At 73.8% G+C, this 22,669-nt stretch carries 21 protein-coding genes and 3 tRNA genes; 16 read left to right on the forward strand and 8 right to left on the reverse strand.

Annotation, left to right across the window (positions count from 1 at the left end; translation table 11 throughout):
• Positions 1 to 28: 28 nt before the first annotated feature.
• The 5 genes from ACWD3O_RS00380 to ACWD3O_RS00400 all read left to right on the forward strand — a co-directional run bounded on the left by ACWD3O_RS00380 (position 29) and on the right by ACWD3O_RS00400 (position 2,334).
• Positions 29 to 538: a response regulator gene (locus tag ACWD3O_RS00380; RefSeq protein WP_451414390.1), complete on the forward strand. Its 510-nt coding sequence runs from the start codon at positions 29 to 31 to the stop codon at positions 536 to 538.
• A gap of 208 nt (positions 539 to 746) precedes the next feature.
• Positions 747 to 1,295, forward strand: a complete 549-nt coding sequence (locus ACWD3O_RS00385; RefSeq protein ID WP_451414636.1) for a tRNA adenosine deaminase-associated protein — start codon at positions 747 to 749, stop codon at positions 1,293 to 1,295.
• 96 nt (positions 1,296 to 1,391) lie between these two features.
• Positions 1,392 to 1,823, forward strand: coding sequence for a tRNA adenosine(34) deaminase TadA (tadA, locus tag ACWD3O_RS00390; RefSeq protein ID WP_451413053.1), 432 nt, complete (start codon positions 1,392 to 1,394; stop codon positions 1,821 to 1,823).
• 67 nt (positions 1,824 to 1,890) lie between these two features.
• Positions 1,891 to 1,975 (forward strand) — tRNA-Ser (locus ACWD3O_RS00395).
• Between the two features lie 113 nt (positions 1,976 to 2,088).
• Positions 2,089 to 2,334, forward strand: a complete 246-nt coding sequence (locus ACWD3O_RS00400) for a hypothetical protein (RefSeq protein ID WP_451414391.1) — start codon at positions 2,089 to 2,091, stop codon at positions 2,332 to 2,334.
• Here the strand turns inward: ACWD3O_RS00400 and ACWD3O_RS00405 are convergent.
• Genes ACWD3O_RS00405 through ACWD3O_RS00415 form a run of 3 tightly spaced genes read right to left on the reverse strand, consistent with a single transcriptional unit; the run spans position 2,285 to position 5,289 of the window.
• Positions 2,285 to 2,818: a hypothetical protein gene (locus ACWD3O_RS00405; protein WP_451414392.1), complete on the reverse strand. Its 534-nt coding sequence runs from the start codon at positions 2,816 to 2,818 to the stop codon at positions 2,285 to 2,287. The genes ACWD3O_RS00400 and ACWD3O_RS00405 overlap by 50 nt on opposite strands.
• The gene (locus ACWD3O_RS00410; RefSeq protein ID WP_451414393.1) at positions 2,815 to 4,851 is read right to left on the reverse strand and encodes a hypothetical protein; all 2,037 of its coding nucleotides are present in this window, start codon (positions 4,849 to 4,851) and stop codon (positions 2,815 to 2,817) included. The genes ACWD3O_RS00405 and ACWD3O_RS00410 overlap by 4 nt, the downstream gene beginning before the upstream one ends.
• A 39-nt stretch (positions 4,852 to 4,890) precedes the next feature.
• Positions 4,891 to 5,289 carry a hypothetical protein gene (locus tag ACWD3O_RS00415; protein WP_451414394.1) on the reverse strand — a complete coding sequence of 133 codons (399 nt, stop codon included), beginning with the start codon at positions 5,287 to 5,289 and terminating at the stop codon, positions 4,891 to 4,893.
• A 248-nt stretch (positions 5,290 to 5,537) separates the two neighbouring features.
• Here ACWD3O_RS00415 and ACWD3O_RS00420 point away from each other — a divergent pair, with 248 nt between their 5' ends.
• The 4 genes from ACWD3O_RS00420 to ACWD3O_RS00435 all read left to right on the forward strand — a co-directional run bounded on the left by ACWD3O_RS00420 (position 5,538) and on the right by ACWD3O_RS00435 (position 8,475).
• Entirely contained in the window at positions 5,538 to 5,720 is a 183-nt protein-coding gene (locus tag ACWD3O_RS00420; RefSeq protein ID WP_451413035.1) for a hypothetical protein, read from the forward strand.
• A gap of 40 nt (positions 5,721 to 5,760) precedes the next feature.
• Complete coding sequence (locus ACWD3O_RS00425) at positions 5,761 to 6,054, forward strand: Dabb family protein (protein ID WP_451413036.1); 294 nt, start codon at positions 5,761 to 5,763, stop codon at positions 6,052 to 6,054.
• A gap of 483 nt (positions 6,055 to 6,537) precedes the next feature.
• Positions 6,538 to 7,344, forward strand: coding sequence for an RNA polymerase sigma factor SigF (locus ACWD3O_RS00430; RefSeq protein WP_451414637.1), 807 nt, complete (start codon positions 6,538 to 6,540; stop codon positions 7,342 to 7,344).
• 243 nt (positions 7,345 to 7,587) lie between these two features.
• On the forward strand, positions 7,588 to 8,475 hold the full coding sequence (locus ACWD3O_RS00435) for an RNA polymerase sigma factor SigF (protein ID WP_451414395.1): 888 nt from the start codon (positions 7,588 to 7,590) through the stop codon (positions 8,473 to 8,475).
• Between the two features lie 146 nt (positions 8,476 to 8,621).
• Here the strand turns inward: ACWD3O_RS00435 and ACWD3O_RS00440 are convergent, their stop codons facing one another.
• Positions 8,622 to 8,816, reverse strand: coding sequence for a hypothetical protein (locus ACWD3O_RS00440; RefSeq protein ID WP_451413039.1), 195 nt, complete (start codon positions 8,814 to 8,816; stop codon positions 8,622 to 8,624).
• Positions 8,817 to 9,122: 306 nt separating this feature from the next.
• Here ACWD3O_RS00440 and ACWD3O_RS00445 point away from each other — a divergent pair, with 306 nt between their 5' ends.
• The 4 genes from ACWD3O_RS00445 to ACWD3O_RS00460 all read left to right on the forward strand — a co-directional run bounded on the left by ACWD3O_RS00445 (position 9,123) and on the right by ACWD3O_RS00460 (position 13,627).
• Positions 9,123 to 9,572, forward strand: a complete 450-nt coding sequence (locus tag ACWD3O_RS00445) for a MarR family winged helix-turn-helix transcriptional regulator (RefSeq protein WP_451413040.1) — start codon at positions 9,123 to 9,125, stop codon at positions 9,570 to 9,572.
• Between the two features lie 39 nt (positions 9,573 to 9,611).
• The gene (locus ACWD3O_RS00450; protein ID WP_451414396.1) at positions 9,612 to 12,110 is read left to right on the forward strand and encodes an MFS transporter; all 2,499 of its coding nucleotides are present in this window, start codon (positions 9,612 to 9,614) and stop codon (positions 12,108 to 12,110) included.
• Positions 12,111 to 12,197: 87 nt separating this feature from the next.
• Positions 12,198 to 13,019, forward strand: coding sequence for a YceI family protein (locus tag ACWD3O_RS00455; RefSeq protein ID WP_451413042.1), 822 nt, complete (start codon positions 12,198 to 12,200; stop codon positions 13,017 to 13,019).
• 134 nt (positions 13,020 to 13,153) lie between these two features.
• Positions 13,154 to 13,627: a PPOX class F420-dependent oxidoreductase gene (locus ACWD3O_RS00460; protein WP_451414397.1), complete on the forward strand. Its 474-nt coding sequence runs from the start codon at positions 13,154 to 13,156 to the stop codon at positions 13,625 to 13,627.
• Between the two features lie 403 nt (positions 13,628 to 14,030).
• Here ACWD3O_RS00460 and ACWD3O_RS00465 read toward each other — a convergent pair whose 3' ends face one another.
• Together ACWD3O_RS00465 and ACWD3O_RS00470 are read right to left on the reverse strand one after the other, a co-directional pair.
• Positions 14,031 to 14,876, reverse strand: coding sequence for a DUF2797 domain-containing protein (locus tag ACWD3O_RS00465; RefSeq protein ID WP_451414398.1), 846 nt, complete (start codon positions 14,874 to 14,876; stop codon positions 14,031 to 14,033).
• A gap of 38 nt (positions 14,877 to 14,914) precedes the next feature.
• Complete coding sequence (locus tag ACWD3O_RS00470; RefSeq protein WP_451413045.1) at positions 14,915 to 15,826, reverse strand: NAD(P)-dependent oxidoreductase; 912 nt, start codon at positions 15,824 to 15,826, stop codon at positions 14,915 to 14,917.
• A gap of 129 nt (positions 15,827 to 15,955) precedes the next feature.
• On the opposite strand from ACWD3O_RS00470, the gene ACWD3O_RS00475 reads away from it, so the two are divergent.
• Complete coding sequence (locus ACWD3O_RS00475) at positions 15,956 to 16,513, forward strand: hypothetical protein (RefSeq protein WP_451414399.1); 558 nt, start codon at positions 15,956 to 15,958, stop codon at positions 16,511 to 16,513.
• A gap of 70 nt (positions 16,514 to 16,583) precedes the next feature.
• Here ACWD3O_RS00475 and ACWD3O_RS00480 read toward each other — a convergent pair.
• Positions 16,584 to 16,656: transfer RNA gene (locus ACWD3O_RS00480), tRNA-Arg, on the reverse strand.
• A 300-nt stretch (positions 16,657 to 16,956) separates the two neighbouring features.
• Positions 16,957 to 17,047: transfer RNA gene (locus tag ACWD3O_RS00485), tRNA-Ser, on the reverse strand.
• A 190-nt stretch (positions 17,048 to 17,237) separates the two neighbouring features.
• On the opposite strand from ACWD3O_RS00485, the gene ACWD3O_RS00490 reads away from it, so the two are divergent.
• Together ACWD3O_RS00490 and ACWD3O_RS00495 are read left to right on the forward strand one after the other, a co-directional pair.
• Positions 17,238 to 17,768 carry an SSI family serine proteinase inhibitor gene (locus tag ACWD3O_RS00490; protein ID WP_451414400.1) on the forward strand — a complete coding sequence of 177 codons (531 nt, stop codon included), beginning with the start codon at positions 17,238 to 17,240 and terminating at the stop codon, positions 17,766 to 17,768.
• Between the two features lie 170 nt (positions 17,769 to 17,938).
• Entirely contained in the window at positions 17,939 to 22,669 is a 4,731-nt protein-coding gene (locus ACWD3O_RS00495) for a PAS domain-containing protein (RefSeq protein WP_451414401.1), read from the forward strand.

A 22,669-nucleotide genomic window follows, 5' to 3' on the forward strand; every position in this document is an offset into this window, starting at 1 on the left:
GGACGTAACGGACCGGGGTGGTGACACTGTGCCCGACCGCAGTTCCCGAGAGCAGCAGCCCCGGCGGCAGGCGGCCCGACCGCAGCCGGCGCGCGCACGGACGGCACGGGGCGCGGCGGCACAGGCCGGGGCAGGGGCCGAGTCCCACGCCGAGGAACCGAAGCAGCCGAAGCAGTCGGAGCAGCCGAAGGCGCGCGCCGGCGCCGCAGGGACCTCCCGCTCGCGGGCCGCGGCGGCGTCGCGCACAGGTGCGGAACCCGCGCCCCGGGCCGGCACCGCCTCCCGCTCACGGGCGGACACCACGTCCCGTCCCCGCGCCGGCGCCGCGTCCACCGGCACGCGCCGCACCAGCGAGGAACCGCTGCCCCCGCCCCGGCCGGTCCGGCCCCCCGAGACGGACGAGGAACGGCGCCGCCGCCGGGCCCAGTTCCTGCGTGACCTGGCCGAGGCGCGCGAGCTGCGCGACCGCGTGCAGCCGCGCCGCGCCAAGGCGGCACGCCTGCGCCACGCCCTGCGCATGAGCACCTTCCGCTGGTAGGCGCACCGCGACGCGCCCGGCGCGGAAAGGGTGTCCGCTGCCGGTCACGATCAAAAGAGCCAGACACAGCCGGTCGAAGACATCCCCTGGGCGCGAGGTTTCTGCCACGATTCCGAGTGGGCGGGTCCTCGTACACCTCGGTGCCCCGCCCGCGACCCCGCCGGGGGGACCCCCAACCGGCACGCCTATGACCAGTGGGAGAGTCACGGTGTACTTCGCCGCACTGCTCGCGCGCTCCGAAGACGGGTGGAAAGCGAGCGACACGGAGCTCGACGATGTGGAAACCCTGGCGGACCTGGCCGATCTGGCCCGCGAAGCCTCGCCCGACGACGACACGGTGCTGGTGCTGATCGAGCAGGAGGACGCCTGGTTCGGCGTCGTCCGCGTGGACGGTGAGGACGACCCTCGCATCTACGTGTCGAACGCCGCGGCCGCCCGCCGCAGCTCGTACGGCGAGATCCTGCTCACCGACGACGTGCTCGGCCGCGAGCCGGAGGAGGACGACACCACCGACCTGGACGCGCTGGACCTGGACGGCACCGAGGACGGAGAGCCGCAGGAACTGGCCGACGAAACCGATGACGACGACGGCGTGACCGGTGGCGGCCCCGTGCCGCACGGACCGGTCGGTGACGGCGAGATCCTCGAGGACCTCGGCGTCACCGAGAAGGAGCTGCGCTCGCTGGAGGCGGACGACGCGCTCAACGCCATCGCCGAGACCCTCGGCGCCTCCGAGGTCCTGGAGACGGTCCGCTAACGTCCCCGTGTGACCAACGACCCGACCGCCCCGCGCCCCCTCCCGGGCGCGGGGCGGAGCCGTACCGACCCTGTCCGCGATCCGTGGCGGTCCGTCATGGGCCTCGCGCTGGAACAGGCACGGGCCGCGCTGCCCGGGGGCGACGTCCCCGTGGGCGCGGTCGTGCTCGCCCCCGACGGCGTCACGGTGCTGTCCGCCGCCCACAACGAGCGCGAGGCCACCGGCGACCCCACCGCCCACGCCGAGGTGCTGGCCCTGCGCCGCGCCGCCGCGGCGCGGGGGGAGTGGCGCCTGCCCGGCTGCACGCTGGTGGTGACCCTGGAGCCGTGCGTGATGTGCGCCGGGGCGCTGGTCCAGTCCCGCGTCGACCGGGTCGTCTACGGCGCCCGCGACGACAAGGCGGGCGCCGCCGGCTCCCTGTGGGACCTGGTCCGCGACCGCCGCCTCAACCACCGGCCCGAGGTGATCGAGGGCGTCCTCGCCGACGCGTGCGCGACGCTGCTCACGGACTTCTTCCGCGCCCGCTGACCTGGCCTGGAGCCGGTCGCGGATACGGATTTCTGCGCAGCGCCCAGCGTGCTGTAAAGTCTCCCTCGGTAGCGTGTCCGAGCGGCCGAAGGAGCTCGCCTCGAAAGCGAGTGTGGCGCAAGTCACCGAGGGTTCAAATCCCTCCGCTACCGCTGATAGATGAAGGGCCCGGTCCAATGGACCGGGCCCTTCGTCCTTCACGCACCCTCTGGTGGCACAGACGCCCCCGGGCCCGGACCGTCCGGGAGATCTGTTCTACGAGGACATGAATTACATCGCCAGCGGGGCCTACAAGCGGATCACCGGCGATGAGGACGCCTTCTACGACGCGTGGCGCGACTTCGAGGCAGCGGCACGTCCGGACACGGAGAGGGGCGAGGCGGACATGGGGGAAGACTTCGACTTCGACGACGACCAGGAGATGACCCGTCGGCTCCCCCGCCTGGCCGCGCTGTTCATTGTCAACGGCAGTCCAGCGTCTTCACCGTCGCCGGGAAGTACTCCCGCATGAACCGCTCGATGTCCTCACGGTGACCTGGGTCCCTCACTTCTACTCGCGGCAACTGGAGACCGAGCGTGAAGTAGTCGGTGTCCCTCTTCTCACAGGAAGCCGTGACGATCGCGCCGTCGGCGCCGACCACCGCGTCCTCGGCCAGGTCCACGGGCTGCGGATCGCGCACCCCACTCACCGTCCCAGTACCCGCCAGATACAGGAGGTCCGGCTTGTCCTTCGTCCAGGAGAAGCGGAATTCGAGCACCGGATCGCGCCCGGACAGCAGGACACAGGGCGCTGTCACTGACCTCTTGCGGTCCACCCTGTTGAACTCGTTCCAATCCCCGCCGTCCGCGACCAACGGCTCCACCAGTCCGGCGTTGGCCTTGGTACCGCAGATCTCGGCAGGCAATGCCTCATCGGTCTCATTGCAACCTGTAACAGCAACACCGACCAGCAGGATGACAAGACCGAATACCCGGAAGCGCACGGTGTGCGTCACTGGCCCGAAACCCCCTGCGCGTGATCGATTCCATTGTTCGCAGCGGAATCGATCTCGGTCTGGGTGTCGAACGGTGTGTTCTCGTCCCGCTTGTGCGTCGCCTCCCACTCGGCGGCGAGAGCCATCAACTGGCCGTTGCGTTTTGAGTAATCGGCCACGTTCTGTTCCTTCTTCTCCTCCTCGAGCCGCTTCTGCTCGTCCCCCAGCCACTGTTCCGTGACGTAGTCGACGGCCTGCTGGGTCGGCTCGCTGCCCACCGGGATGTAGCTGATGAGCGTGTCGAGCACCGGCTTGCCCTTGAACTCCGCGACCTCCGGGTCACCCTGGGCCTGTGTGCGGGCCTCCTCGAGGAAACCAACCGTGCGACCGGCTCGGATGAGCGACTCCTTGGACTCCGTCGTACCGTCGTCCCTGATGTCGGACACGATCGCCTGGTTCATCCCGGCGTTCAGCACGCTGTAGGCGTCCTGGTCCTTCGACACCTGCGCGGCGACCTCGACGAGTTGGGTCTGGTCCAGCGGGGACCCGGCGATGTCGACCTCGCTCATCGCCGTGTGCACGGTCTCCCCGTGGTTGACGAGGATCGTCGCCATCGGCTCCCTCATGGATGGCGGGAAATCGTCCCCGCTCTCCGCGAAGTGCTTGAGCGCCGTCCGGAGTACGTCCTTGTTGCTGTCGGTGTGCTCCACCGCACGCGCGTTCGGGTCGGAGGGGTCGATGCCGGTGGCGCCGGCGAGCAGGGCCGCGCCGAAGCCCTTGTGGTCGTCGCCGTCCAGGCCGGGCGCGTAGGTGCTCGCCTTCGCCCCCTCGCGTTCGTGCAGGACGACGTCCCAGTTCCGCTCGGTGACCAGGTACTTCATGCGCTGGTCGTCGCCGAGGTACCGGGCCGCGGTGTCCGGGTCGTGGCTCATGATGCCGAGCATGCCGTCGACCGGGTCGTTGGCGAACCAGCCGTCCCGCGCACCGCTGTACTCGTGCTTGAGCTGCCAGATGTCGGGGTTCTTCTTCTCCGCGGCGATCATGTCGTCGGTCAGGTCCGAGAGCATCCGGGCCGAGTAGCCGTCCCCGTGCTGCATGAGCGTGACAAGGGACTGGTAGCCCACCGCCTTGTCGAGCCGGGCGCCCTGGGCATCCGTTGCATGGCGCTCGACGCCGGCCTCCCGCATGTCCTCGCGCCACTCCCGGTACCACGGCGAGGCGGTGTCCCGGGTGGCGGAGGCCAGCGCGTTCGCCAGGCCGGTCTCGATCGCCCTGTGGTCGGCGACGTGATCGCCGCCGTGGACGTGGATGAGGTCGTTCAGCTCGTTGGTGAGCCTGATCGTGCCGTCGGCGCCGAGGCCGTCCAGGAGCGTGCGGGAGAAGGCCGGGTCGTCCTGGTTGTCGCGGAAGGCGCGGTGGAGGTCGGCGATCTCCTTGTCGGACAGTGTCTCCCCGTTGCCCAGCCGCTCCAGCGCCTCCTCGGCCGTCTCCCCCTCGTACTTCTCGACGTCGCCCTGCGCCTGACCGTTGAAGCCCCTGCCGCCGGACACCGGGTCGGCGTCCACCACCACGGCCCGCAGCGCGATCCGCACCCCCTCGTCGGCGTCCGTCACCTGCCGCACGATCCCCTGCAGGCGCTCCTGCCACGAGCGGGCGGCCTCCGCGTGGCCGGGATCCTGGTGGACCACCCGGCGCTCCTCGTCGGTCAGTCGCGCGGTGTCGAAGCTGACGAATCCCTGTTCGGACACCTTCATGCCTGCGTCGACGGCCTCCTGCCGGGCGGCCTTCAGCTTGCCGCGCAGCTCGACGAACTGGGTGTGCGCGTCGCGCAGCAGCGAGGCCACCGCCTTGGCCTCGGTCTGTGCGGACCCGAACTCCCGCAGGGTGACGTGGAACCTGCCGTTCGCCGCCTCGGCGCTCAGCCCCGACCAGCCCCTACCCATCGAGATGCCGTCCACGTCACGCCGGTAGGCCTTCTCCTGCTCGGTGAACTCCGCGGCCATCGCGTCCCAGCTCCCCGCGGCGGTCGTGAGCGCGGAGAGGTCGGTGGTCATGATCTCGTGGTACGTCGGCATGGTGGTCGCCCGTCGGTCTCAGAACTGGTCGAGGGTGGACATCCGGCGGGCGCTGCCGCCCACCGCCAGGTCGGTGCCGGTGAGGACGTTGTCGGCGGCCCGCAACGAGGCCTTCTCGGAGGCCAGCCGCTCCATCAGGTTCTTCACCTGCGCATCCCACGTGGTCGCGACCTTCCTCAGCCCTTTCGCGGTCACCCAGCCATCGCCGTCCTTGGCACCGAACGCCTTGACCGCGACCTCGGTGTCCTCGTCGGCCCGGCTCCCCGCCTTCCGCGTCCCGGGCTCGATGTGCTGCTCGATCGCCCGCGCGGCGGCCTTCTTCTCCGCGGGCGAGGAGGCCAGATCCGGACCTCCCGGTGCCCCGCCCGGCTCGGCCGGAAGCTGGTTCAGCCGCATCCCGGCGGACTGGTCCACCATCGCTCCACCCTTCGTGACGCGCACTCGACACGCACTCGGCACGCACGGCGCCCCCGCCGCGTGATCCTCTCGCGCACCGTACAACGAACGTCACCAAGCGTGACCACCCGGTGGCCGGAAGTGATCGCCGGGGCACGTGGGCGGCGGTGGGCGCCGGGAGGGCGCGCACACGTTGCGTCGGCACGGGAGCGCACGGATAGACTCCCCGGCGGCAGCAGGTCGGCGGGCGGCACGGGGGAGGGACCGCGGTGGCGGCGAACGCGAAGTCGATAGGACTGGGCATCGTCGTGGTGTTCGCGCTCTACGTGATCATCACCGACCCCCACACCGCTGCCGGCTATGTCGAAATGGGCTTCGAGGGCATCTCCGCGGCCGCCTCCGCCATCGGCGACTTCATGACCTGGGTCGCCCGGGGCGGCGGCAGCGCCTGACGGCAGCGGCCCCGCGGCCCCCGCGCACCCGGGAGCTCCCGTGATCCGCCACCTGGTCCTCTTCAAGCTCAACGACGGTGTCGAGCGGGACGACCCGCGCGTCGTCGAGGGGGCGCGGCTCTTCGCCTCGCTCGGCGGGAAGATCCCGGAGCTGCGCTTCTGGGAGTGCGGCTGGAACGTCAGCGACCGCCCCATCGCCTACGACTTCGCCATCAACTCCGCCGTCGAGGACGCCGAGGCGCTCCGCGTCTACATCGAGCACCCGGAGCACCAGGCGGGCGTCGCGCTCTGGCGTGAGTTCGCCACCTGGGTGATCGCCGACTACGAATTCTGACCGTTTCGGATCGCTTGCCGAGCCCCTCGCCGACCCCGGCGGGGGGCTCCTTCGCGCGCCGGGGACAGGGATCGGGAGGGTTCGGCGGAGCCGGTGGGGCCCGCCGCGGGACCAACACGTCAGGGGGTCAGGTGCTTGCGCCCTCTGTTCCGTCTTGTGATGCTATGACCGCTTTTGACGGATGTGTTGATGGATGACGAGGTGGAGTTGACCGTGCCGGCCAGTACTGCGCCTCCCGTGCCCTCGCAGGAGCCCGCGCCCCGCGCCGAGAGCACCGGGCGCGGGGAACGGCCCGAGCTCACGGCACTCACGGAACGGACCGCGCCCACGGAACGGACCGCCCTGACGGAACGGACCGCGCACACGGACCGCGCCACCGTCGGGGACCGCACCACCGTTGGGGACCGCGCCGCCGTCGGGGACCGCACCACCGTCGGGGACCGCGCCGTCGTCGCGGAACGCACCACGGTCGCGGAACGCACCGTGGTCGCGGAGCAGCCCGACCGCCCCGAGCGCGCCCGCACCACCCGCGGCGCGGACACCAGGGCCCTGACCCAGATGCTCTTCGGGCAGCTCAAGCACCTCCAGCCGGGCACCCCCGAGCACGACCGCGTCCGCGGCGCCCTGATCGAGGCCAACCTCCCCCTGGTCCGGTACGCCGCCGCCCGCTTCCGCAGCCGCAACGAGCCGATGGAGGACGTGGTCCAGGTCGGCACCATCGGCCTGATCAACGCCATCGACCGCTTCGACCCCGATCGCGGCGTGCAGTTCCCCACCTTCGCCATGCCCACCGTCGTCGGCGAGATCAAGCGCTACTTCCGGGACAACGTCCGCACCGTGCACGTCCCGCGCCGGCTGCACGAACTGTGGGTGCAGGTGAACGCCGCCACCGAGGACCTCACCACCGCCTTCGGCCGCTCCCCGACCACCGCCGAGATCGCCGAGCGGCTGCGGATCTCCGAGGAGGAGGTCCTGACCTGCATCGAGGCCGGCCGCTCGTACCACGCGACCTCGCTGGAGGCCGCGCAGGAGGGCGACGGGATGCCCGGCCTGCTGGACCGGCTCGGCTACGAGGACCCCGCACTGGACGGCGTCGAGCACCGCGACCTGGTCCGCCACCTGCTGGTCCAGCTCCCCGAGCGCGAGCAGCGCATCCTGCTGCTGCGCTACTACAACAACCTCACGCAGTCGCAGATCAGCGCGGAGCTGGGCGTCTCCCAGATGCACGTGTCGCGGCTGCTCGCCCGTTCCTTCCAGCGACTGAGGTCCGCAAACAGGATCGAGGCATAACCCCCACGAGGGAATCGACGGTGCGCCCCCCTGTGCCCCGTTGAGCCGTGACGTGCCGTCATACGGCCTCTGTGCTGCGCCTATTCGCCGGTCACATGTCGACAAGTCACTACAGCGCGTTGCCGACTTGTGACATTCTTCGGGAAGCGTGTTTGCCGGGACTCAGGCTCCGGTATTCAGGTGAAGGCTGCGCTCCCCGACGGAGCGCCGGCCGCGACCGTCCGCGACCCAAAAGGGGGTGGCATGTCCGCAGACCAGGGCAGCTCGAAGGTGCTCACGCTCACGAAGAGCGCGTCCGCGCCCGACGCGCTCGACCATGTCCCGGGCCTCGACGAAGCGCCGGTTCCGGCGCCCGCCGCCGCCCCGGCGGCCATCGACACCCGCACGCTGTCCCGCTCCCTGTTCCTGCGGCTCGCCTCGCTCGACGCGAACAGCCCGGAGCGCGCCTACGTCCGGGACACCCTGATCGAGCTCAACCTCCCCCTCGTCCGGTACGCGGCGGCCCGCTTCCGCAGCCGCAACGAGCCGATGGAGGACATCGTCCAGGTCGGCACCATCGGCCTGATCAAGGCGATCGACCGGTTCGACTGCGAGCGCGGGGTGGAGTTCCCGACCTTCGCGATGCCGACGGTCGTGGGCGAGATCAAGCGCTTCTTCCGCGACACCTCGTGGTCGGTGCGGGTCCCGCGCCGCCTCCAGGAGCTCCGGCTGGCCCTCACCAAGGCCAGCGACGAGCTCTCGCAGAAGCTGGACCGCTCGCCCACCGTCTCGGAGCTCGCCGCGGTGCTCGGCGTCTCCGAGGAGGACGTGGTCGACGGCCTCGCGGTGGGCAACGCGTACACCGCCTCCTCGCTGGACTCCCCCGCTCCCGAGGACGACGGCGGCGAGGGCTCGCTGGCCGACCGCCTCGGCTACGAGGACACCGCGCTGGAGGGCGTGGAGTACCGGGAGTCGCTGAAGCCGCTGCTGGCCAAGCTGCCGCCGCGGGAGCGCCGCATCATCACGCTGCGGTTCTTCGCCAACATGACCCAGTCGCAGATCGGCGAGGAGGTCGGCATCTCCCAGATGCACGTCTCCCGGCTGCTCACCCGCACGCTGGCGCAGCTCCGCGAGGGACTGATCGCGGACTGATCCATCCCGCGCCGCGCGCGCCGGACCGACGAAACGCCAGGCCGCCGGCCCCCGAGGAGGGGGTCCGGCGGCCTGGCGTCATCTCGGTGCGTTCCGGGGCGGGGCCCCGGGCGGCGTCGTGCGCGTCCGGTCGCGCTGGTCCGGCCCTAGGCGAGCGCCAGCCACGCCACCGCGGCGACGACCACCACAACGGCGACGATGCCGAGGATCACGCCGATCCGGGGTCCCGCGGAAGCCGTCTGCGGCTGACGCGCCTGCGGCGACTCGTCGACGAACGCGCGGAACATCTGGGTGCTGCCGGCCGGGTCGTAATTGCCCTGGGGGCCCTGGGTGTTAGCCATGGTCCAGGACCCTAGCGAATCCAGGTGGCCCGGCCCAAGTGCGGTCCGCCACCGGGTCTCCGGGCGGGACCCGGCGGGTGACAGGACGGGCGGCAGGACGGGCAGCGGGGCCCGTGAGGGCCGCACGCCCCCGCGACGACGGCCCGCACCGCGCTGACCTGCGCTCTTACCTAACCTTCACTTTCGCAATACTTGCCTTTGCCAAGTTTTGGTGTGCCATACATCGTTTTCATTTGCCTACTGCAACCAACTTTCCCTACGGTTGCTTTAAGCAACGAATCGGTAGGGCGTCCCCAGGAGGGCCGGATGGCCAGGCAGGCGCAGCTCGAGGAGCTGCTGAGGCAGCTCAGTGGCGTCGGCGCCGTCAAGCGGGAACTGGGGCGGCAGCTGCCCCCCGAGTGCCCCGCGGGCTCCGCCGCCGTCCTGACCGTGCTGCACCGGCACGGGGAGATGCGCCTGAGCCGGCTCGCCGAGCTGCTCGCGGTGGACATGTCCGTGTGCAGCCGGCACGTCTCCCACGTCGCCGACCGGGGGTGGGTGGAACGCCTCCCCGACCCGGACGACCGGCGCTCGCGGATCCTGCGGCTCAGCGACGCCGGCCTGGAGCAGCTCGCGGAGCTGTCCCGCCGTTCGACCGCGCTGCTCTCCGAGCGGCTCGGCGACTGGAGCGACGAGGACGTCGCCCGGTTCTCGTTGCTGATGAAGCGCTTCCGGCAGAGCTTCGGCGACTGCCGTCGCACCACGACCACCCAGTAGTCGGATCCACCCGGCAGACACACCAGACAGAGGAAACGCATGGCAACCACCACACCGGCCGGTGTGCGGGCCGACGCCGAAAGCGGGGGAGGTACCTCCGGCGGCGTCCGGATGACGCACCGGGAGATCCTGGAAGCCCTGTCGGGCCTGATGCTCGGCATGTTCGTGGCGATGATCTCGTCCACCATCGTGGGCAACGCGATGCCGCGGATCATCGCCGACCTGGGGGGCGGCCAGTCCGCCTACACCTGGGTGGTGACCTCCTCGCTGCTGGCGATGACGGCCTCCACCCCGCTGTGGGGCAAGCTGGCCGACCTGTTCAGCAAGAAGCTGCTGATCCAGATAGCCCTGGTGCTCTTCGTCGTCGCCTCGGCCGGCGCGGGCTTCTCGCAGAACCCGGAGACGCTGATCGCCTTCCGCGTCTTCCAGGGCATCGGCGGCGGCGGTCTCGCCGCCCTGTCCCAAGTCATCCTGGCCTCGATCATTTCGCCGCGGGAACGCGGCAAGTACGCCGGCTACCTCGGCGCGGTGTTCGCGGTCGCAACCGTGGGCGGTCCGCTGCTGGGCGGCGTCATCACCGACACCGAGTCCCTCGGCTGGCGCTGGTGCTTCTACGTGGGCATCCCGTTCGCCGTGATCGCCCTGATCGTGCTGCAGAAGACGCTGCACCTGCCCGTGGTCCGGCGCAAGGTCAAGGTCGACTGGCTGGGCGCCACCCTGGTCGCCGCCGCGACCTGCCTGATCCTGCTCTGGGTCACCTTCGCCGGTGACAAGTACGAGTGGATCTCCTGGCAGACCTACGCCATGGTCGGCGGCTCGATCGCGCTGACCCTGCTCTTCCTGCTGGTCGAGACCAAGGCGTCGGAGCCGATCATCCCGCTGCGGCTGTTCCGCAACCGCACCGTCACGCTCTCCGCGTTCGCCTCGCTCTTCGTGGGCATCGGCATGTTCGCCGGCACCATCTTCTTCGCCCAGTACTTCCAGCTGGCGCGCGGTGAGTCGCCGACCATGTCCGGCGTCCTGACCATCCCGATGATCGGCGGCCTGTTCGTCTCCTCCACCGTCTCCGGCAACCTGATCACCCGCACCGGCAAGTGGAAGGCCTGGCTGGTCGCCGGCGGCTTCCTGCTCGCCGCGGGCCTCGGCCTGCTGGGCACCATCCGCTACGACACCCCGTACTGGCACGTCGCGGTCTTCATGGCCGTGATGGGCGTCGGCGTCGGCATGATGATGCAGAACCTGCTGCTGGCGGCGCAGAACCAGGTCGCCCCCAGCGACCTCGGCGCGGCCAGCTCGGTGGCCAACTTCTTCCGCTCCCTGGGCGGTGCGGTCGGCGTCTCCGCCTTCGGCGCGGTGCTGGCCAACCGGGTCAGCGAGTACGTCAAGGAGGGCGCGGCCGACCTGCCGCCGAAGTACGCCCAGGCGCTGGGCTCCGGCGACGCCAGCGACAGCATCCCGGACGTCTCCGCGCTGCCCGGCCCGCTGCGCCAGCTGATGGAGAGCGCCTACGGCCACGGCATCGCCGACATCTTCCTGATCTCGGCGCCGATCGCCCTGCTGGCCTTCGTCCTGACGATCTTCATCAAGGAAGTCCCGCTGAAGACGCACTCCGCGCTGCAGGAGGCGTCGGGCCCGGTCCCCGCCGACGGCGAGGCCGCGGCCTCTACCGCCCCGGCCGCACCGGCTGTCCCGACCGGTCCGAAGCACGCCGCCCCGTCCGCCGGCGACGTCACCGCCACCGCAGCCGACGCGGTGGCCGCCACGGCCGCCGTGGAGCGCACCGGCCTCCCGGTGCACGGGTTCGTGCGCAACGCCGAGAGCGCCCCGCTGCCGCACGCGGCGGTCACGCTGATCTCGCTGGAGGGCCGCCAGCTCGGCCGGGCCATCGCGCAGGCCGACGGCGCCTACGCGGTCGACGCCCCCGGCGTCGGGTCGTACGTGCTGATCGCCTCCGCCGACGGCTTCCAGCCGCAGGCCTCCACCATCACCGTCAACGGCGAGCCCCTGTCGTACGACATCCTGCTGAGCGGCACCAGCGGCCTGACCGGCCTGGTCCGGTCGGCGGCCACCGGTGAGCCGGTGGCGGGCGCCATGGTGATCGTCACGGACGTGCGCGGCGACCTGGTCGCCACCGGCGCCACCGACGCGCAGGGCGAGTTCGCCTTCGACGCGGTGGTCCCGGGCGACGTCACCGTCGCGGTCAACGCGGGCGGCTTCCGGCCGAGCGCGCTGCCGGTCCGGGTCGGCACCACCGGGGTCACCCGCGTGGAGGCCGCCCTGGAGGCGGGCTCCCAGCTCAAGGGCGTGGTGCGCTCGCCGTACGGCCCGCTGCCGGACGCCCGGGTCACCCTCCTGGACGCGGCGGGCAACGTGATCGGCACCGCCACCACCGGCGAGGACGGCGTGTACGCCTTCGCCGACCTGGACAGCGGCGACTACACCGTCATCGCGACGGGCTACCCGCCGGTGGCCACCACCCTGACCGTCCGCCAGGACGTCGAGGACCACACCGTCGAACTCGCCCACCCCGGCGCATAGACGGCCGCGGCCCGTGGCAGGGCTCCTCCGGGAGCCCGTCACGGGCCGTTCCCTTTTTCCACGCCATGCCTTCGAGGGAGACATCGGATGGCCTTGACCGCACGAGTCCGGACGCGGGACGGATGGGCCGTGTCGCACGCGGTCGTCACGCTGACCGACGCCCACGGCGTCCAGGTGCTGCGCGCCGAAGCCGACGCGGAGGGCCAGGTCCGTGACCTGACCGACCTCGCGCCCGGCGCCTACACGGTGATCGTCACCGCCGTCGGCTACGCCCCGGTGGCCGCCAGCGCCATCGTCACCGCCTCCGGGCAGGCCGAGGTCGGCGTCGTCACCCTGGCCCGCCAGGGCGGGGAGGAGCTTCCGCCGCCCGGCCCCTGGACCGTCGACCCGGTGCACTCCACGGTCGGGGCGGTCGCCCAGCACCTGGGCATCTCCAGCGTGCGCGGACGGTTCACCGAGTTCGCCGGCGTCATCGAGGTCGCCCCCGACGACGTCGTCCACTCGCGGGTGGACGCGGTGATCCGCGCCGACTCCATCGACACCGGCAACCGCACCCGGGACGAGCACCTGCGCTCCGAGGACTTCCTCTTCGTCGACAAGTACCCGGAGATCACCTACCGGTCGCACGCCCTCACGCCCTCCGGCACCGACCGGTGGACCGTGCACGGCGAGCTGACCATGCGCGGCCTGGTCCGCCCCGTGGACCTCTCCCTCAGCTACCTCGGCACCGGCGCGGACCCCTGGGGCGGCACCCGTGCCGCCTTCCGGGCCACCGCGGAGCTGCGGCGGGAAGACTTCGCGATGAACTACAACCAGATCGTGCAGGCGGGCATCGCCGCCATCGGCACCACGCTGCGGGTGGAGCTGGACGTCCAGGCGGTCCGGGGCACGGAGCTCCCGGCCGTCTGACGGCCCCGTGCCTCCGATGGGGCGGCGCGGCACACGGGCCGCGCCGCCCCATGCGTGTCACGTCTTCCGCGTGCCTACCCGTTCTTCCACACGTCCCGTGGAGCCGGGCCGGGACGGCCCCTAGGCTGCGGACCATGGCACCGAAGAACATCGCGACCAACACCGCCGTCTCGCGCGAGGAACTGCTGGACTTCGTCCGCCCCCGTCACCGCGCGATCCTGCTCACCCGCCGCTCCGACGGAAGCCCCCAGGCCTCGCCGCTGACCTGCGGCGTCGACGACGCGGGGCGCATCGTCGTCTCGACCTATCCGGAGCGTGCCAAGACCCGCAACGCCCAGCGGGACGAGCGGGTCTCGGTCCTCGTCCTCAGCGACGACTGGAACGGCCCCTGGGTCCAGGTCAACGGCACCGCGAAGGTAATCCACGCCCCCGACTCGGTGGAACCGCTGGTCGAGTACTACCGGAACATCGCCGGGGAGCACCCCGACTGGGACGAGTACCGGGCCGCCATGGTCAAGCAGGGCAAGTCCCTGATCCGCGTCACCCCGGTGACCTGGGGTCCGGTCGCCACGGGGGGCTTCCCCGCCCACCTGGCCGACGAGGACTGACCTCGGGGTGAGGGGCGCCGCCACGGGGTCTCCTGCGGGGGCGGTCCCGCAGGGGCGGCTCTGCGGGGGCGGCTCTGCGGGGGGCTTTGCGGGGGGCTTTGCGGGGGCGGGCCCGCGGCGACGGCTCTGCGAAGGCGGTGGTTCCACGGCGACGGGCCCCCGGCGGCGGGCCAGCAGTGGCGAGCCAGCGACAGCGGTTCCACGGCATCGGCCCCCGGCGGCGGCCCAGCGACCGCGAGCCAGCGGCGGCGAGCCAGCGGTGGCGAGCCCTCGCCCGGCCGCCCTGCCCGGCCTCGGCCGGGGGCACGCTGCGGCCCGGTCCCGAGGCCGGGCGGCCGTGGGCAGGGGGCAGGGCAGCCGGCGGCCGGGGAGGTGCCCGCGCGGTGGGTGCCTCCGGCGACGTTCAGAAAAGCCCCGGCTGGTCAGGAGCCCGCCGCACCGGCGCCCGCAGCGGCAGCGGCAGCGCGAGGCCCCCGCCGCCCTCCGGCGCGGCGGTGAGCGGCCACCCCGGCAGCAGCCGCGTGTCCAGCACCACCACCCCCTGACCGGTCCGCAGGTGCAGGTCGGGCCCCGCGGCGGCCAGCAGCCGCCCCTCGACCAGGCCGCCGGGCACCAGTTCCCGCACCGTCCCCGCGGCCGGCGGCAGCCCGTCCAGCCCGAACACCCCGGCGTGGTCCACCACCTCCAGCGGCATCCGCTCCAGCGCCTCCGGCCACCCCGACAGCGCCGCCACCCGCGCGTGCAGCGCGGCCACCTCCGCGCCCCGTTCCCCCGCGTCGCGCGGGAGCCCGGACCGCACGGCCCGTTTGGCGTCGTACGGGATCCGGTCCGGCACCCCGAGCGCCGCCCGCAGCACCTCCTCGGCCCGCCGCGCCGCCATCAGCGGCCCGCGCCCCAGCCAGGTGAACGCCACCGCGCCCTGTTCCAGCAGCCGGGCCGGCCCGCGCCGCACCGCGGTGATGCCCACCTTGGTCATCCCGGGCCCGAACCAGGCCAGATAGACGTGGTACGGCCGCGGGTCGTCGGCCAGCGTGTCGGCGGCCACCGAGTGCGCCCGCTCCAGCCGCGCGCACTCCTCGCACCGCGCCGACGCCGACCGCCCCGGCACCTCCGCCCCCAGCGGGCACGGGTTGCCGCGCGCTCCGACACAGCGGCGCACCGCGTCACCCGGCACCGCGAGCACCACCCGTTTCCCGCAGGGCAGCGCGCTCTCCCGGCCGCCCCGCCACCGCAGCAGCGGGCCGTCCACCGTCCAGCGCAGCCCCTCGCTGTGCCATCCGCGCGTGGTCAGGACGCCCCGCCCCCGGAGCCGGTCCCCCGCTCCTCGTCGAAACTCGCCCAGTACGCGGCGGCCATGTCCTCCCGGCCGCGCCCCTGCTCCTCGGCCCGCCGGAACCGCTCGGCGGTCGCCGCCGCCACGTCCATCCGCACTCCGTTCCGCCGACCCGCGTCCACGATCAGCCGCGCGTCCTTGCCCGCGGTCTCCACGGCGAACGCGGCGGGCGTCAGCCGGTCCTCGAGGATCAGCTCGGCCTTGGCCCGCAGGTAGCCCATGTCGAGCGGGCCACCGGCGATGACGTCCAGGAACGCCTCCGCCTCGACGCCCAGGCCCTTCGCCAGCGCCAGCGTCTCCCCGGCCGCGCCGGTGACCGCCAGCACCCAGCTGTTGGCCACCAGCTTCAGCCGGGTGGCCCCGCCCCGCGCACCGTCCTCGCCGGCCCACACCGTCCGCGCGCCGACGGCGTCGAACACCGGCGTCACCAGCTCCCGCCCGGCGGCCGGTCCCGCCGCCAGCACGGTGAGCTGCCCCGCCTCCGCGGGCTGCCGGGTGCCGAGCACCGGCGCGTCGTAGAACACCAGCCCGTGCTCCCCGGCGAAGTCCGCCAGCTCCGGCAGGGCCTCCAGCCCGGCCGTGGTGCACTGGGCCCACGCCGCGCCCGGACGCAGCCCCGGCGCGGCCTGCCGCATCACCTCCAGCGCGGCGGGCCCGTCGCGCAGCATCGTGAGGACCACGTCGGCGCCCTCCACCGCCCCGGCCGGTGTCGAGGCGACGCGCGCCCCCTCGGCGGCCAGCGGCTCCGCCTTCTCCCGGCTGCGGTTCCACACCGTCAGCCCGTGCCCGGCTCCGGCGATGTTGCGGGCCATCGCGGCCCCCATGATCCCGGTGCCCAGCACGGCCACGGTCAGCGTCTCGGTCATCCCTCGGCCTCCTGTGCGGTGAACCCCTGCGTCGGTACCGCTCCCCACTATGACGCGGGCCCGGCCCCTGCTCCGGCCGACCGCGCGAGAACCGTTGACCTCGTGGAGGACGCCCGCGACGATCACCCGATGATCTCCGTCACCGGCCCGCCGACGTACCTCGCCGCCCTCTTCCTGGTGGCCGGCCTGGCCCTCGCCGCCTTCGGCGTGCCGGCCCTGCGCCCCCGGACCGCGGCCCGGCTCCCCCGGGCGGCCGGCGGCCCGCCGCCCCGGCCGTCCCGTGCCCTCGCCCTCACCGCGCTGATCGCGGGAACCGTCCTCACCGTCGGCGGTCTCGCCGGGCTGCTCCTCACCGACGACCCGGCCAGGAGCAGTTGGGAGTCCCGTACCCCCTTCGCCAGCTGCGGCGCGGTGACCCTCTCCCACGGCGACGAGATGCGCACCCACGCCACGACCGAGATCGACTGCCTCCGCCGCGCCCTGGACCAGCACAAGGGAGCCGAACTGGACGTGCGGTACCGCACCGTCGAGGGCGACCCGGTCCGCGACCACTACCGCCTGACGCCCCGGGGCGCCCTCGAGGTCTACACCGACAGCACGGAGGACCGGTACTCCGACGGCACGTGGTCCTTCGCACCGTGCCACCGCCCGGACTGGCTGCCGGAGATCACCTGCCCCCGACCCTGACCCTGCCGCTACCCCTGACCGGACACAACGCGAAAGGCCCCGGACTCTCGTCCGGGGCCTCTCACCTGTGTGCACTCGGCAGGATTCGAACCTGCAACCTTCTGATCCGTAGTCAGATGCTCTATCCGTTAAGCTACGAGTGCTTGTTCTGTTGTCGTCTCCGTTTCGGCCCTTTCGGCCCGTCCCGGCGACAGGAAGAACATTACATGACTGCCGCCGACATGTGAAATCCATTCGGCACACCCTGCCTGACCTGCGGAAACGTCGAAACGGTGGATCCGAGGGCGGAGGGGGCCGGGGCGGCTTCGCGGGGAAGATCGTCGTCGTGGCGCGGCGGCCGGCTCGCGGCGTAGGGGCACGTGGAGTGGCGCGTGCAGTGGCGCACGGAGGGGGCCGGACAAACACCTCGGGCCCCCGTCCGAAGAACGGGGGCCCGAGCGGGGCGGAGGCGGAGGGATTTGAACCCTCGATGGGCTTGAAGGCCCAAACCGCATTAGCAGTGCGGCGCCATAGACCGGACTAGGCGACGCCTCCAGCACAGCTCTCGCGCAAGCGCGAGCGGTGTGTGCAGATGATGACACAGACGAGCGCCGCGTCACCAATTGGCCCCCACGGTACTAGGCCGCAGGCCCGCAGGGCAAAGGGCTTTCGGCGTGCCGGACGGAATCGGAGAGACCCGCGCGGCGCCCGCTACCGGGAGGCCCCGTTCCGCGTTGAGCAGGGCATGTCGCACCTCACCTCTCGCATCGCCGCCGCCCGCAGTGCCGCCCCTCGCGGCGGCGCCTCCCGCACCGCCGCCCTGGCCGCCGTGGCCGCCCTGGGAGCCCTCGCCGTCGCCCCGGCGCCCGCCGCAGGAGCCCCGCTCGACGATCACCGGCTGCGGGACCGGCTCACCGTCACCGTGCGGGACGCCGGCCGGGCCCTGGACGGCACGTACCGGCTCCGCTGCCACCCGGCCGGCGGCGACCACCCCGACGCGGCCGCCGCCTGCGCCCGGCTCGACGGCCCGGCGCGCGCCACGGCCGGTGACCCGTTCGCCCCGCCGGCCCCGCAGATGTTCTGCACGATGGTGGACGGCGGTCCCGCGACGGCGCGGATCACCGGATGGTGGGACGGCCGGCGGGTGAACGCCTCCTACGACCGGCGGGACGGCTGCGGCACCGCGCGGTGGGACACGATGGTGCCGGTCCTCCCGGAGATCCGGGCCGTGGGCGGTCCGGACCGGACCACGGAGGACACCCGAAACGGAGGGTAGAACTCCACATTTCCCCCGCACTCGGCGTCAACCTCTCGTGCGACCTCCCTCTCATCCGGGGCCGCCGCGTCGCCCGGTGCCCGTAGACTCTGCCCGTGACACGTGCCGGGCCGGTTGGCAAGATGGCCCTCACGGTCAGCACGGTGCGGTAACAGGGAGGAATGCGTCTCGTGAGCAGCAGGCCATCCCGAGGCGCTGCTCGCCTCGCAGCCATACTGGACGCGCTTCCCGATGCGTTGGTCCTGGTCAACGCCAACGGCACCGTCGTCAACGCGAACACCATCGCGCTCAACACGTTCGAGACGCCCGGCACGGCCCTGGTAGGGCGCGGACTGCTCGATCTGCTCCCGGAGTTCGACTCCCGGCTGATCCCCGGCTCGATGCGGCGCCCGGGCGACTCGCTGCAGCCCGGCGTGCGGACCAGGCCGACCCGGATGACCGCCCGCCGCACCGACGGCAGCGAGTTCCCGGTCGAGGTCACCAGCGCCAACCTGGAGAACGGCGGCCAGGCCCACGACGGCCACAGCCCCGCCTACACGGGTGACGAGCTGCTGATGCTGGTCGTCCGCGACCTCACCGGCACGGTGGACACCGAGGCCGAACTGGCGCGTTCCCAGCGGCAGACCGAGATGATCCTGCGGGCCGCCGCGGAGGGCGTCGTCGGCACCGACACCGACGGCCGGGTGGTCCTGGTCAACCCGGCGGCCGCGCAGATCCTGGGCCACCGGGCCAGCGACCTCGGCGGCCGCGAACTGCACGACCTGATCCTCCACTCCCGGCCCGACGGCACCCCCTTCCCGTACGCCGAGTCCCCGCTCGCCGACACCCTGCGCTCCGGGCGCAAGCACCGGGTGCGCGGCCAGGTGCTGTGGTCCAAGGGCGGCGAGAAGGTCCCGGTCGACCTGACCACGGCGCCGGTGCGCGACGGGGACCAGCTGGTGGGCGCGGTGATGACGTTCACCGACCGCCGGCCCTTCGACAACCTGGTCAAGGAGCGGGAGGACGCCGAGAAGCGGCACGAGGAGGAGCTGGAGAAGCTCTCCGAGGAGCACGCCTCGGAGCTGACCTCCCTGCGCCAGCAGCACGTCGGCGAGGTCGAGGAGCTGACCGAGGCGCACGCCGAGGAGCTCCGCAGGCTCACCGAGGCGCACGCCGAGCAGGTGCGTGAGCTGACCGAGGCCCGCACGGAGGAGGTCCGCGAACTCGCCGAGCAGCTCACCGAGGCCTCGGCCGCGGCCGACGAGCGGTACGCCTCGCTCGCGGAGCGGGAGAAGGACCGCTACGACGAACTGGCCGCCCGCCACGAGCAGTTGCTGATGCTGCTCGGCCGCTCGCTGCGCGGGCCGCTGGACGAGCTGCGCCGTGAGCTGTCCGTCCTCGCGGCGGACGACGCCGGGCAGCTGTGGCCGGAGGCCAACCAGGTGCTGCACCACCTGTCGGCCGGCTACTCCCGGATCACCCAGCTCATCGACAACGTGCTGGGCTACCAGTCGCTGGCCACGGGCGGCGAGAAGCTGGACCGTGTCAAGGTCATGCTGGACGCGGTGGTCGCGGCCGGTGTGGACGGCGCCGTGGAGCTCATCGGTCCGGGACGGGTGCAGTTCGCCGTGCACGCGCCGCCCATCGAGGCGGAGGTCGACCCGCAGCGCCTGGCCACCGCGCTGGCGCACCTGGTGGCGGACGTCGCCGGGGTGGACGCCACCGGCAACTCGCCCGTCTCCACGGGCGGTTACATGGACAACACGGTGGTCGTGGCGGCGGCGCAGCGCGGTGAGGTGGTGCGCATCGAGGTGCGCGGCCCCTACTCCGGCGGCGATCCGGTCCACGGTCCGGTCGTGCAGGGCATCGTGCGCGCCCACGGGGGTGTGCTGCAGACGCACGAGGTGCCCGGGATGAGCGGCAGCGCGTTCGTGCTGGAGGTGCCGCTGGGGTCGGGCGCGGGGGTCGTCGAGGTCCCCGCCCCGGCTCCGGAGCCCGCCCCCGCGCCGGTTCCGGCCCCCGAGGCCGCCCCGGGTGGCGGGTCCGGCCGTCGGCGTGCGCGGCGGTCCTCGGTGGACGCGTTCCTCGACGACGCGCACGCGCCGGTGGAGAACGCGGAGGCCGCGCCGGTGGAGACCGCGCCCGCCGCGGTGGCCGCGGTGTCCGAGCAGGCGCCGGCCGCCGCGCCCACGGGTCGGCGCAGGCGGCGTGCGGGTGCCGCGGCGGACGAGTCCGCCGACGTCCGGCTGCCCGCGCAGGACGCCCCGACGGGCGCGGAGGCTCCCGGCGTCGCTGCCGGGGCCACCACCGGCACGGGACGTCGTCGGCGGGGCCGGCCGAGCGCGGAGGAGGCCGGGGCCGCGGCCCCGGCGGTGCAGGCCGGTGCGGTCGAGGCCGTGGCGACCGGTGCGGTCGTGACGGCGGCCGAGCACGCGGCGGGGGCCGCGGCCACCGCCGAGGGACTGGGCGGGACGGTGCCGCCGCAGGGCGTTCCGGTGCCCGCCGGGGGCCGTGCGCCCGAGGGGCAGGCCGCCGGTGCCCTGCCCGCGGCGCTGCCCGCGGGGGGCGGTGACGCGGGCCAGGACGCGCAGGCGGCCGTGGCGCAGCCGTCCGGGCGACGGCGCCGTGCCGCGGCGGCCGCGGCCGCGCAGGCCGACGCCGCCGCGCAGGAGGCCGCGCCGCGCACGCCGTTCGCGCTGCCGCCGGCGGACGCGGACCGCACGACCGAGGGTGCGGGGGTGAACCTGGCCGCGGCGAACGTGGCGGGGGTCGCCCAGGCGGGTGCGCAGCCGGTGCCTCAGCCGGTGCCTCAGCCGCGGCCTGCCGCCCAGGGTGTTCCGCGGGCCGGGGCTCAGCAGCCCGTGCAGCCGGGTGGTGTGCCGCGGCCCGTGCCGCTGCAGGTGGCCGGGCAGCCGGGGGTTCAGCCCGGTGCGAGCGCGCAGCCGGTGCCGCCGGTGCAGCCCGGTGCCGTCGCGCAGCCCGCGCCGCCGGTGCAGCCCGGTACGGTCGCGCAGCCGGTGCCGCCGGTGCAGCCCGCGCCGCCGGTGCAGCCGCCGGCCCAGCCTGGGGTCGCGGCGCAGCCCGCGCAGCCCGCGCAGCCGGTGGCCCAGCCTGGGGTCGCGGCGCAGCCCGCGCAGCCCGCGCAGCCGGTGGCCCAGCCCGGTGCCGTCGCGCAGCCCGCGCAGGCGGGACAGCCGGCACAGGCCCCGCAGCCCGCGCAGGCCCCGCAGCCCGTGGCCGGGCAGCAGCCGGTGGTGGGGCAGCAGCCCGTGCCCGTCCCCGCGCAGGGAACCGCTCCCGGCGCCCCGGCCCAGCCCGTGCCCGCCGCCGGCGGACAGCCCGTGCCGGTTCCGGCGCAGCAGCCGCCCGCCGGGCAGCCCGCGCCCCCGCAGATGACCACCGTGCCGCCGCAGGGCGGGCCGCAGAACGTCGCTCAGCCGGTGCCCGCGCAGGCCCCGGCAGGTGCGGGCACGGCGCAGGTGCCTCCGCCCGCGCCGGTCTGGCCGGGCGCTGCCGTGCCCGGTGGCGCTCCCGCCCAGGCCGCCCCTCAGGGCGCCCCGGCGCAGCCGGCCCCGCCCGCCGGTGCCGCACTGCCCCCGGCGCAGCCCGCGCCGCCGCCGCAGCCGCGGCTCGCCCAGCCGCTGCCCGCCGAGTCCGCCGCCGCGCCCCCGGCACCCCCGGCTCCGGCCCAGCCGGCCCAGCCGGCCCCGGCCACCGCGCCCGGGCAGCCCGCCGCGCCCGCCGCGCCCGCCGGCCAGCCGGCCCCCGGCGACAGCACCAGCAGCACTCAGGGCCGCGCGTTCAGCGTCCGCACCCTCGGCACTCTCGGCCAGGGCGTGCCGTTCGCGCGTCGTCCGGGACAGGGCCAGCCCACGCCACCGCCGGCCAACCCGGCCTCGAACGGCCGCCGTCGCAAGCTGGGCACCCGTGCCGCCGAGGGGACCGATTCCGCGACGCCCGCGCAGCCCACGCCCGTGCCGGGCGCCGCTCCCGCGCTGCCCCCGGTGCCCTCCGTCGGGCTCCCCCGGCCGCAGGCTCCCGCCGCGCGGCCGGGCCCGGCGCCGGACAACACCGTGGGCCGGTCGTACGCCATCGGCGCGCCGGACGCGGACGCCGCCGAGGGCCCGGAGCCGCTGGACGGCCCGGGCGGGGCGGTGGAGGTATCGGACCAGCCGCAGCCGCGCCCGATGGACGACGAACTGCCGCCGGAGCCGCTGGACAACCCGCGCCGGCTGCTGGTCTGGCCCGCCCCGGACCCGACCACGCAGCACGCCCTCAACCAGCGCGGCTACCGCCCGGTGGTGGTCAACTCCCGCGAGGAGGTGGACGCCCAGATCGCGGCGTTCCCCGCCGCGCTCTTCGTCGACCCGCTGACCGGCCCGATCACCCGGACCGCGCTGCAGTCGCTGCGGGAGGCCGCGGTGGCCGCCGAGGTCCCGGTGATGGTGACCGCGGGCCTCGCGCACGCGTCCCGCGAGGAGGCGTACGGCGCGGACCCGGCGGTGCTCTTCAAGGCGCTGGCGCCGCGGGACAGCGAGCAGCACCCGCCGCGGGTGCTGCTGATCGAGGGGCGTGACGAGATCGCCGCGGCGATGACCGCGTCGCTGGAGCGGCGCGGCATGCAGGTCGGGCGGGCCGCCGACGACGCCCAGGCGGTGGCGCTCGCCCCGCAGGTGCTGCCCAACCTGGTGGTGACGGACCTGATGCGGATGGACCGGCGCCGGGCCGGCATCCTCGACTGGCTGCGCGCCAACGGCCGGCTCAACCGCACCCCGCTGGTCGTCTACACGGCGCCCGTGGAGCCGGGGGCGCTGCCGGCGCTGGCCTCGGGGGAGTCGGTGCTGTTCCTGTCCGAGCGGTCCACCGAGGACGAGGTCCAGGAGCGCCTGGTGGACCTGCTGGCGCGCATCGGCACCAACTGA

The organism is Streptomyces sp. NPDC002640, from assembly GCF_053592575.1.

What these genes read in the sequence shown, in the direction of transcription:
- ACWD3O_RS00470 (WP_451413045.1), bottom strand. Translation starts at nt 15,826, where the DNA reads ATGACCGAGACGCTGACCGTGGCCGTGCTGGGCACCGGGATCATGGGG.
- ACWD3O_RS00450 (WP_451414396.1), top strand. Translation starts at nt 9,612, where the DNA reads ATGGCAACCACCACACCGGCCGGTGTGCGGGCCGACGCCGAAAGCGGG.
- ACWD3O_RS00460 (WP_451414397.1), top strand. Translation starts at nt 13,154, where the DNA reads ATGGCACCGAAGAACATCGCGACCAACACCGCCGTCTCGCGCGAGGAA.
- ACWD3O_RS00410 (WP_451414393.1), bottom strand. Translation starts at nt 4,851, where the DNA reads ATGACCACCGACCTCTCCGCGCTCACGACCGCCGCGGGGAGCTGGGAC.
- ACWD3O_RS00440 (WP_451413039.1), bottom strand. Translation starts at nt 8,816, where the DNA reads ATGGCTAACACCCAGGGCCCCCAGGGCAATTACGACCCGGCCGGCAGC.
- ACWD3O_RS00475 (WP_451414399.1), top strand. Translation starts at nt 15,956, where the DNA reads ATGATCTCCGTCACCGGCCCGCCGACGTACCTCGCCGCCCTCTTCCTG.
- ACWD3O_RS00445 (WP_451413040.1), top strand. Translation starts at nt 9,123, where the DNA reads ATGGCCAGGCAGGCGCAGCTCGAGGAGCTGCTGAGGCAGCTCAGTGGC.
- ACWD3O_RS00400 (WP_451414391.1), top strand. Translation starts at nt 2,089, where the DNA reads ATGAATTACATCGCCAGCGGGGCCTACAAGCGGATCACCGGCGATGAG.
- tadA (WP_451413053.1), top strand. Translation starts at nt 1,392, where the DNA reads ATGGGCCTCGCGCTGGAACAGGCACGGGCCGCGCTGCCCGGGGGCGAC.
- ACWD3O_RS00435 (WP_451414395.1), top strand. Translation starts at nt 7,588, where the DNA reads ATGTCCGCAGACCAGGGCAGCTCGAAGGTGCTCACGCTCACGAAGAGC.
- ACWD3O_RS00490 (WP_451414400.1), top strand. Translation starts at nt 17,238, where the DNA reads ATGTCGCACCTCACCTCTCGCATCGCCGCCGCCCGCAGTGCCGCCCCT.
- ACWD3O_RS00455 (WP_451413042.1), top strand. Translation starts at nt 12,198, where the DNA reads ATGGCCTTGACCGCACGAGTCCGGACGCGGGACGGATGGGCCGTGTCG.
- ACWD3O_RS00415 (WP_451414394.1), bottom strand. Translation starts at nt 5,289, where the DNA reads ATGGTGGACCAGTCCGCCGGGATGCGGCTGAACCAGCTTCCGGCCGAG.